General features: G+C 50.5%; 7 protein-coding genes. All 7 read left to right on the top strand.

Going from position 1 to position 10318, the window contains the following annotated elements:
* Positions 1–113: 113 nt before the first annotated feature.
* Positions 114–953, top strand: a complete 840-nt coding sequence (locus tag AB1611_12025; GenBank protein ID MEW6380318.1) for a hypothetical protein — start codon at positions 114–116, stop codon at positions 951–953.
* Positions 954–2054: 1101 nt separating this feature from the next.
* Positions 2055–3626: a response regulator gene (locus tag AB1611_12030; GenBank protein MEW6380319.1), complete on the top strand. Its 1572-nt coding sequence runs from the start codon at positions 2055–2057 to the stop codon at positions 3624–3626.
* The gene (locus AB1611_12035; protein MEW6380320.1) at positions 3517–6246 is read left to right on the top strand and encodes an ATPase, T2SS/T4P/T4SS family; all 2730 of its coding nucleotides are present in this window, start codon (positions 3517–3519) and stop codon (positions 6244–6246) included. Before AB1611_12030 ends, AB1611_12035 begins: the two co-directional genes overlap by 110 nt.
* A 311-nt stretch (positions 6247–6557) precedes the next feature.
* Entirely contained in the window at positions 6558–6896 is a 339-nt protein-coding gene (locus AB1611_12040) for a hypothetical protein (GenBank protein MEW6380321.1), read from the top strand.
* 26 nt (positions 6897–6922) lie between these two features.
* Entirely contained in the window at positions 6923–7975 is a 1053-nt protein-coding gene (locus tag AB1611_12045) for a V-type ATPase subunit (GenBank protein MEW6380322.1), read from the top strand.
* Between the two features lie 25 nt (positions 7976–8000).
* The gene (locus AB1611_12050) at positions 8001–10001 is read left to right on the top strand and encodes a V-type ATPase 116kDa subunit family protein (GenBank protein MEW6380323.1); all 2001 of its coding nucleotides are present in this window, start codon (positions 8001–8003) and stop codon (positions 9999–10001) included.
* 28 nt (positions 10002–10029) lie between these two features.
* On the top strand, positions 10030–10318 hold a 289-nt coding region (locus AB1611_12055), incomplete at its 3' end, for an ATP synthase subunit C (protein MEW6380324.1).

Below are 10318 nucleotides of genomic sequence, written 5' to 3' on the forward strand. Positions count from 1 at the left end.
TGTACCAGTTCATTCTCATTTTCTTTTTCTTAATCATATTCTTATTCTTAACGGTTTAGTGAGGTTAGGCGCTTAGTTTCTTATACGCTCAACCAGGATGGAAGGAGATTGACATGATGAAGCTTACTGCCAAAACATACCTGCTGATCATTCTTGGTTTTCTTTTGTGCACCTTCACGATAATTCCTCTGACAACCGCACAGGCATATTATACGAGCTATAGCGTAGGCGGTTTATCGAGCAGCTATGGCGCCAGCGGTCTTTATGGCGGCTTATACGGCGGGCTGTATGGCAGTGGCTTATACGGCGGGCTGTATGGCGTTGGCTTATATGGCGGTCTTTATGGCGGCTACGGTTTAGGAGGATATGGGTACGGCGGACTTTATGGCCTGTATGGCAGCAGCCTCTATGGTGCAGGGCTGTACGGCGGTTATTACGGGGGGCTGTACGGCGGGCTGTACGGTGGCTTGTATGGCGGACTGTATGGCGGCTATTACGGTGGATTGTACGGCGGCTTGTATGGTGGCCTCTACGGTGGCGGGTACGGCCTGGGATTGCTGGGCGGACTCTACGGCCTTGGCGGCCTGAGATATGGGCTGGCTGAGCAGGCAGGATTATGGCAGGGACTCTGGAGCACTGGAACCGCCTCCGGGAGCATGACCCTTAATCTTGTTGTCGATCCGGTGGTTACAACTTCAATTTCCGGTTATGTCCAGTTTATCGGTAACCTTGTCCTTCCAACCCTGGTAACTGTAACGGGAGAAAACCTTAACGGCCAGATAACCCTGAGCGGATCGAATGGTCTCGCAGGCGGTAAATTAGTCAATGTCGAAATGGTTGCAACCCTGCTTTCTGCTACCGAAATATCCGGCGATTACACTCTCACTTCGGGTACCGCCGTAGTGCTTCAGACTGGAAAGTTCCAGGTAACATTAACAACCCCGGTTATTTAGTGTGGACCGCTCTTATTGAGCGGGTGTCGCTTATTGAGCGTAAATCGTTTTTTGAGCATATCACCTCTTCACTCCCCTCAAGAGTCTATTTTGAGGGGAGTGAAGAGAGCCATAAATTCTATTTCCTCACGTGCTCTTCACCTTCATATCTCATCTGTTCATAGCATCAATATCTGTTCATAGCATCAATACGCGATCTCTTGGTCGAGCCTGACTGTCCGCGTATTTAATGTGCAGTGTACTTAGCATAGCCCCTGCTGAAAATACATGGCTCGATATTTTCAGACTTCAGTAGCTTAACTCTTGTGGGTAATTAACGCTCATTTGTCGAATTCAAGGACAAGGACCTTTGCTATTACAGCATTACCTACAGATATTTCGTTATGCTGATCTCTTTCTTGCAAACGCTTTCTTGCATAGTCTACCCCTGCATCATTGGCGACACTCCCCTCCTTCATGTCCACTATAGCCTGAACCTGCGCAGGAAGGTAGTTGAAAAAAAATCCCCGGCATTTTCCCTGTCACTCAGAACTTGTTTAACAATACTTCGGAAATCCAAGCCTCCATCTTCACTTTCCTCCTCATCTCCTTTCTCACCTTCCTTCTGAATTTCATCCTCGTCCCTTTCTCTACCACTCCTCCTTTCCGCTCTCCGTATCTTCTTCCTCTGCCAGGAGCTGATTGGCTGATTTCCCCTTCCTGCCATGCCGATAAGGAATACAATTACTCGGAAACTTGGACGAATAAACCCTGGCAGGTAGAGCGGAAAAATAGCCAGACACACAGCATATCAGAAAAAATAGCTGAAGATCCATGAAGCAATGGTAGTAACTTAAGCAACAGGTTAAGCAATAGGGCAAGCAATAGACTATCAACGTCCTCCTTTTCTCCAGAGGGATTTAAGGGGGATTTTTCACGCTCGTATTAAAATCCCCCAGCCTCTCCCTTCAGAAAGGGGGGAGGTTTCCCCCTCCAGTGGGGAGATGCTGCCCTCAGAAGGGATAATTGTACCTGATGAGAGGAAAATTTAACCTTTGAAGTTAAATTTGACCTTTAAGTTGATACCATTGGATCCATAGAGTCATAGAGGGGGAGAAGGCTATGAACGACATGGTCATAGTGGCCCTGGGAGATGATTCTCTGCGGGCAGTAGTGAAGCAGACCCTTCAGGAAATGAACCTGGACATTCGGGAAGTGAGTCAGGGGCCGCAGGCGATCAAGGACGTGGCCGCATTGAAACCTGCTCTGGTCATTGTTGACGATACCCTGCCATACCTGAGCGGCTATCAATTCAGCCGGCTGCTCAAGTTCGGATTCCGCCTGGACATCCCGCTGATTATGATCATTTCCTCCGAGCAGAAAATGGATCAGTTCTGGAGTACATCGTGTGGTGCGGACTTTTGCCTGTCACGGCCGGTCAACCAGGAGGAGTTGAAAAAAATCGTTCAGGAGACGATAAAGGGAAGGAGGGTCCAGCGGTTCTTTTTCCGGCCTCCCCTTATTGTTGGCCGCAATGTAAGTGATCTGGATATCATGAAAATGGCCAATGACCTTCTGGATCGGCACCTGTTCCAGGAAAAGGTGCTGAATGAGCTGAAATCGTTAAACCGGCAGGTTGACTCGGTCCGGGATCTGGTTTCGGCCATGATGCCTATTCTGAACTCCCTTTTTCCCTTTCGCGTGGCCGCGGTTTTTCTCTACTATGAAACCAGGGCCAGTCTCCTTGCCTCGACGATGGAAGAGATCGGACAGGCCCGGATCGACTCTCTGTACTCTTATTTACTGTCGTATGTCCGGGATAAGGAAAACCTGGACTTATCTGTGGATGACATTCCCCTCACTCTCCTTGGCCCGGCGATGCTGGGACCGGTAGCGAACGTGGATGACTTCGACGAGCAGGACATATCCGTTTTCTCCGGGAGAGGTTTGCGCAATGTCACCTGCTGTCTGATCTTTGACGGTTTAAACCTTGAGTCGTATCCTGAAGAGGATGCCCGGACCTTCCACCTCATTCTCCAGCAGGCATTGGAAACAATTGAAGAGAAGGTGGTTTTCGAAAAATCCGTTCCCTTCTCCATTATCGATACCGTTAACCATCAGGCCAACCGCTCTTTTCTCCTCAAAATCCTGGCCCAGAATATGGAACAGGCCCGAAGGTTTCAAACTTCTCTGACCTTGATCGGCCTGTCTCTGGAAAATTATCCTCACCTGGCAGGATCATTAAGCAGAAAGGATGAATTTCGCCTCTGGCAGAATATCTCCGCCACCCTGCTCAACGCAGTCCGTAAAATGGATGTTGTGGCCAGAATCAGTGAACACCAGTTTATTCTCGTTCTTCTGAAAGCCAGTGCTGAACAGGCCAGAACCGTTTATCAGCGGGTAAAGACCCTGCTGGAGGATCTGCCTTTGCCGAATGAACCCATCAGGGTTCAGGGAGGATTCTGGCCGTATGACTCCTCACTCGGTCTGCTGGCTGAGGAGTATCTGCTGACTGCCTGTGCCCAGATTTTCCGTTCAGGATCTGAAGAGCCCCGTGATGCGATGATGATGACTGATATCGAGAATGAGGATAGACAAATCGGGCTGGAGTCGGAACCTGTCGGCAGTGAGCCCGAACATGCCAGAAGTGAGGCAGAACCTGTCGGCAGTGAGGTCGAACATGCCTTCAGATAGCCCGAAGAAGAAACTTCGTATCGGCGATATCCTGGTCAATCATGGGTATATTACCGAAGAAGAGCTTCAGCAGGCACTCATTCACCAGAAAGAGTCTTATCAACGTACCCCATTAGGTCAGATTTGTGTTGACCTGGGCTTTATTTCAAGCGTGGATCTGTCCAAGATCCTGCGCAAGCACTGCAAGCATATCTACCTGGGCGAGCTGCTGGTCAACCTGGGGATTATCAATAATGAGCAGCTTGAGCAGGTGCTGAACAAGCAGAAGGGGGAAAAAAAGCGGATTGGGGAGCTTCTTCTTGAATCAGGCTTCCTGACCGAAGAGCAACTGGCCAGGTCCCTGAGCATGCAACTGGGATTTCCCTTCATTGTGCCAAGCATGCAGATCATCGACCAAAAGCTGGCCCTGCGCTTTCACGAGGCGTTTTTGCGGCGACAGGAAGCCATACCTGCCTTTGAAAAGGAGGGGATCGTTACCCTGATTATGACAGATCCCCTGGCCGACGATATTATCGATGATTTTAAAAGATCCCTGAACGCCGAGATCGAACCGGCTATTGCCACCCGTTCAGCCATTCACAGCCTGCTTGATACCTTAAGCCACAAGATCGAATACGGCCAAAAGGAAAGCGAGGAATTCCTGGCCGGAAAAGACCTCGTTATCGGCAACGAACCCTATACCAGGGATGCCAGGGATAATACCGTCAACATTGTCAATTATATTATTTCCTCGGCCATTACCGAGGGGGCCAGCGATATCCATATTGAGCCCCAGATGTACAACCTCCGGGTGCGTTTTCGCATCGACGGTGTCCTCCAGCATAAGACCGACCTGCCCAAGCGGATGATTCCTTCGGTTATATCCCGCATCAAGGTCATGTGCGGCATGGATATCGCCGAACATCGAAAGCATCAGGATGGCAGGATCGAGGCCCGGATACTGGACAATGATATTGACCTTCGGGTTTCAGCCTACTCGGCTGTTCACGGCGAGAATATCGTAATCCGGATACTGAAGCGGCAGACCACGCTGATCGACCTGGACAAGCTGGGATTCTCCCCTATAAACCTGAAACGATATAGACAGGTCCTCGATTCACCCACCGGTATCATTCTGGTCTGCGGCCCAACCGGCAGCGGAAAGACGACGACCCTGTACGCCTCCCTGAACTACCTGAACAGTCTGGCCAGAAAGATTATCACGGTTGAGGATCCGGTGGAGTACACCATGGAAGGAGTGGTACAGGGGCAGTTGAACACCAGGATTGGCCTGAGCTATCTTGATTTTATCGCTTCCATGATGCGTCAGGATCCGGATGTCATCATGGTAGGTGAAATCCGGGACAATGCCGCAGCCGCAGCCACTATCCAGGCAGCCCTGACCGGCCATAAGGCACTCAGCACCTTCCATACGGAAGATTCCACCGGTGCCCTGCTGCGGCTGATAGATATGGGAATTGAAACCTTTTTAATCTCGTCCACGATAGTTTCCGTGGTTGCCCAGCGCCTGGTACGCAGGGTCTGTACGCATTGCAGCGAACGCTATGAGCCGGACCCGGTCCTTTTTCAGAATCTCGGCATCAAAAATGTCGAACCTGGAAAGTACTTATTCAGCCGGGGGAGAGGATGCAACCTCTGCAATCAGACCGGTTACCGCGGAAGGATCGGTATTCATGAGCTTCTGGTGCTCAATGACAGTATCAGGGATGCAGTCTTGAGCCGGAAAATCTCCAGCGAGATCCGCCAGATTGCCAGATACTCAGCCCGGATGATTTCCATGCGCGAAGATGGCTTTTTTAAAGCAGCTCAAGGGATAACCAACATAGAAGAAGTTCTCCGGGTGCTCTTCTACGGCGGTGATGATGCGGATTATTCACGCGATGCCGAAGAGGTCATCCGGCAGATCAACGGCGAGAATATTGGAAGCAGGAGTCAGGAGCCAGAAGTCAGGAGCCAGAAGTCAGAAGGCAGGAGTCAGGAGTCAGGAGTCAGAAGTCAGGAGTCAGAAGTCAGGAGTCAGAAGGCAGGAGTCAGGAGTCAGAAGTCAGAAGTCAGGAGCCAGGAGAGAGTGGTCAGGAAGGATGACGGGGATGGCCTGTTGCTGAATTCAACGCCATTGCCCCTGGTGGGAGAAAACACCTTGTCCCCCCTCCCATCAGGAACGGAAAAGGGTTCTGGTATATCGGAGCATTCAGCAGGAGAGGAGTGCAGTGAAGAGCCTTCTTCCTCTCAACTGTATCAAAACGGTGAGGCGATTCAGGAGTGCAAAGTACCTGAATTCAGCGGCGAGGTCTACCGGGTCCGCTTTGAAGCTGATACAGTCAGTCTGGAACAGAACCGGATTCGTGATCTTTTCCGAAGATACCAGTCTCTGAAACAGGAATTTGGCGAGGATATCTCAGAGGATCTCCTGGCCGATTTTATTGATTTCATTGTTTACTATACTTCCCTGGCCCAAAAGAGATACGGAGCGGTCTTTGTCGAATTCATTCTTAAGGTGATCGAAGGGCGATGCCCCCGGATCTTTATTCAATTTCAGAGTTGCGAGTCAGCCCGATCAGCTTTTTCCTCTCATCTTGAGAGAGCACGCGGCCAGCGATTCATGGAATTCATGGCCTGATCAGAAAGTAAGGAGAAACGTATTGTGTCCCGGAACAGAATACCACCTGAGAAAAATGCACATCTTTTAAGCTTCTTTCAGACCGGCCAGTCCAAACCAGGCCGTCAGCCAGGAAAGGAAAGATCATTGGCCGGGTTAAAAAAGGATACTATCCGAGATACTCATTCACCTTTACCTGCCTCTCGGACGCTCCAGGAAAAAATGCAGACGGTAAAGGTAGCTTTTATCACTCATACTGAAGAAATCAGCTTTGAAAATTTTCTAAAATTTCGGCCTGATAAACAAAAGTAACAGGCAAAGGTAAAAAAATCATGGGCGGAATACCAGAAAGCAACACTACGATTGAGAAAATGCTGGGAGTGGAATTGAACGCTGCCAGGGTTTTGGAAGAGGCCAAGGAGAAAGGGAACCAGATAGTCCTTCAGGCCAGAGCTGAAGCCCGCAGACTGATAGAGAAAACCAGGGATGATCTGCGGAAGGAGCGGGAGGCACTGGAGCAAAGGCTCAAGGCGGAAGGAGAAGAAGAGGTGGCCAGGATCAAGACTGGCCGGGAGGAAGCCCGATCGAGGATCAATGAGCAGGCACAAAAACAGCGCGAGCAGACGATAGCTGAGATTCGCCGGATACTCTTCGGTAACGGTATTCATTGAGCTCATGTCGGACTGGTGATCGGGAAATGTTACGAGCAGCCTTTCAATATTCCTATGTCAATACCAAACTCCGGGCTTTGAAGAGCCGGCTGCTTGGCCCTGCAGATTATGAAAATCTGCTTGGCGTCTCCGGCTCCAGCGGACTGTCCGAATGCCTCCGGTCCACTGCATATGGGCCGCTCCTTGGCCAGGTCGCAGCCTCCTATGATGGGCTGATACAGTTGTTCTATCAGGATCTGTTTGACTGCTATGCCAAGGTTATCCGCTCGTTGCCGGGAAACCGCAGGCGGCTGATCCAGCACCTATATCAAAAATACGAGCTTGAGAACCTCAAGGCCATTGTGCGGACTATCTGCCAGGGAAAATCAAAAGATGGGGTCGAACAGCTTTTAGTGCCGATCGTCGAGCCTCAGAGCTTTTCTCCCGAAGCACTGCTTCATTCACGGAGCATGGAGGAAGTTCTTATCCAATTGCGGAGAACCTGCTATTATAGACCGCTGAAGAACGCGCTCTACCGCTTTGAAGAGGAAAAAGAAACCTTCCCCCTGGAGATGGCCCTGGATCTCAGCTACTATAATCAATTATGGAAAATCATCGCTTCCCTCAGCCGTGGAGAGCGAAAAATTGTCCGCAGCATCCTTGGCATTCAGATGGATATTCTCAATATAACCTGGATATTCCGGTTCAAGGATATCTATCACTTTTCGCCGGAAGAGATTCTCAATTACGGGCTGACGCAAGGGTGCCATATCTCGCCTGAGCTTCGGAAAAAGCTTGCCTTTTCGGTTGACCGCAAAGATGTAATCACCAATCTGGCGATGACTCCCTACAAAGTCCTGCTGGACAATCCTGATATCAGGGATGCCGAAACCTGCTCCATCCTGCTCTGGCGTTATCTCAGGGCCGAAGCCGGAAGGAACTGGCTGGGATTTCCCTTTCACATCGGTGTTGTTCTGGCTTATGTGCTCTTCAAGGAGATTGAAGTCAGGGATCTTATCAGCATTACGGAAGCCAAACGTCTGAACCTGTCGCGGGAAATGCTTATTGACCACTTGATCTACCCTGTCTCTTGCGATTAAACAACCGGGAGTAGGAGAGCTGCTTATGTTTAAACCTGCCAAAATGGATAAGATCGATCTGCAGGTACCCCAGGACCATATGGCCAAGACAACACAGATCATTGCCAATCTCAAGATACTGCACCTGATGAATGTCCGGAAAACCAGAATTGGAGAGCTGAATCTGGAATCGAACGCGGACAGCAGTCTTCTGCAAAAATATACGGATCTGAAAAACAGGCTGGACAGGATACTGAACCTGATGGAAATCAATTTGATGGGCGGCCCGGAGCCAGTCTCCCCGGAAAATTTGAAGGAGGAAGCGAATCCCCATCAGGATATCACTCAACTGGACTGGGAGGTTCAGCACCTGGAGGATGAAGTTTCGGGCGTGATCGGGGAACTGGACACAGTCGAGAAGGCCAGGAAGCAGAAGGAGGAGCTCCTTCGGCAATTGGAGATCATCACCGCTGCCGGAGTGGACATCGACCGGTTTCGCAGATGCAGGTTCCTGTATGTGGCCGCAGGATTGATCCCGCTGGATAATCTGGGACGGATGGAATTCAGCCTGTCAAACCTCTATCACCTGATCGTTCCTTCGGTAGCCATCGATAAGCAGCGTCTGATCTTCGTTTTCGGCTCCCGCCGGGACAGGGATAAAATCGACAGAGCCTTACGGAGCGCTTACTTTGATAAGCTGGAAATTCCTGAGCAGGATGAAAATCCTGATCTGCGCAGCCTTGAGAACCTGCGCACCCGGATCCGGGAATTGGAAGCGGAGAAGTCCGTCATCCAGGCCCGGATGGAAAAAATGAAAAAGCAATTGACCGGACGGCTCGATCAATTGAGGCACAAGGTCCTCCTGTCTATAGCTGTCCTGGAGATTGGAAAATCTTATGACAAGGTTGGCCAGATTTATCATATCTCCGGATGGGTGCCGCAGAGAGTGGTCCCTTTGCTGGAGCGCGAGGTCCTGGAAGCGACTGATAATCAGGTCAGGGTTGCTGTTGTCTCCTCCAATGCCGTATGGCAGATCGGGGATCTTTTGAAGATTCCAACCTGCTTCCAGAATCCGTTTCTGCTCAGGCCGTTTGAGAAGCTGGTGGCCGGCTACGGCATCCCTTCCTATCGGGAAGTCGAGCCGACCTTTTTCTTTGCCCTGAGCTTCCTGGTTATGTTCGGTGTCATGTTCGGCGATGTGGGACAGGGGCTGGTTCTGTTCCTGCTGGGATTATTCGCCTATAGAAAATCCGCCAGAGAGAACGTGCGGGATGCATGCCTGATTATCATGGAATGTGGCATTATGTCCACAATTTTCGGCTTTCTTTATGGCTCGGTGTTCGGCTTTGAGCATCTCATACCTGCGCTCTGGTTCAATCCTATGGGAAATATCTATTACTTCATGAAAATAACTGTGGGCTTCGGCATGCTTGTCATCAGTATCGGACTGATTTTAAATATCGTTAATTCCATTGAGAACCGTAACTATAAGGAAGGTATTCTCGGGGAATTCGGCATTATAAGCCTGATTTTTTACTGGGGATGCATCGGACTGGCCCTGCCCTATCTCACGACCGGAAAATTGCCTGTCAATGCCGGGTATCTGCTGCCTGTACTGCCCCTCTCTCTTATGGTCTTATTCCTGAAAGAGCCGTTGTTCAACCTGTATGGCAGGCTGGTGCTGAAGAAAAATCTACCGATCCTTCCTGATAAGCCGGGACTTTACTTCATGGAATCCCTGATCGAGATTGGTGATACGGTTATCGCTTTCCTCTCTCATACCGTTTCTTTTGTCCGTGTCTCTGCCTTTGCTCTGGCCCATGCAGGTTTATTCCTGGCTGTTTTTACCCTGGCCAGGACTTCGGAGGGCATGAGAGGGGGGACCTTATGGTATGGCCTGATTGTGGTCCTGGGAAATATCGGAATTATTACCATTGAGGGTCTGGTGGTATCTATCCAGACCATCCGCCTCGAATACTATGAGTTTTTTACCAAGTTTTTCCAGGGAGGAGGAGAAATCTACCGGCCTTTACAGGGGATTCAATAAGACAACTGGAAGAAAGGAGATGAAAGTCATGACAATGGACAGGGGAATGCGATCGAAGAGGTTGCCGGTGGTGCTCGTGGTGCTGTTTGTGGTGAGTATGCTTGGGGTGACCCTTGCCTTTGTTGGACCGGTGTACAGCAGCGCTGGTGAGGAGGGAGCAGTCAGTAAGGAGTCCAGGAACCCGGATAGCGTGAGCTGGGGCTTCATGGCGGCGGCAGTGGCTACGGGGCTGTCGACGATCGGGGCGGCCATAGCGGTGGGGCTGGTGGGTTCATCGGCCATGGGGGCCATGAGTGAGCGGCCGGAGATGGCAGGCC

Source organism: bacterium (assembly GCA_040755755.1).
Classification (GTDB): domain Bacteria; phylum SZUA-182; class SZUA-182; order DTGQ01; family DTGQ01; genus DTGQ01.

Coding starts and splice junctions, on each gene's coding strand:
- AB1611_12025 (MEW6380318.1), top strand. CDS start 114: ATGATGAAGCTTACTGCCAAAACATACCTGCTGATCATTCTTGGTTTT.
- AB1611_12035 (MEW6380320.1), top strand. CDS start 3,517: ATGAGGATAGACAAATCGGGCTGGAGTCGGAACCTGTCGGCAGTGAGC.
- AB1611_12030 (MEW6380319.1), top strand. CDS start 2,055: ATGAACGACATGGTCATAGTGGCCCTGGGAGATGATTCTCTGCGGGCA.
- AB1611_12040 (MEW6380321.1), top strand. CDS start 6,558: ATGGGCGGAATACCAGAAAGCAACACTACGATTGAGAAAATGCTGGGA.
- AB1611_12045 (MEW6380322.1), top strand. CDS start 6,923: ATGTTACGAGCAGCCTTTCAATATTCCTATGTCAATACCAAACTCCGG.
- AB1611_12050 (MEW6380323.1), top strand. CDS start 8,001: ATGTTTAAACCTGCCAAAATGGATAAGATCGATCTGCAGGTACCCCAG.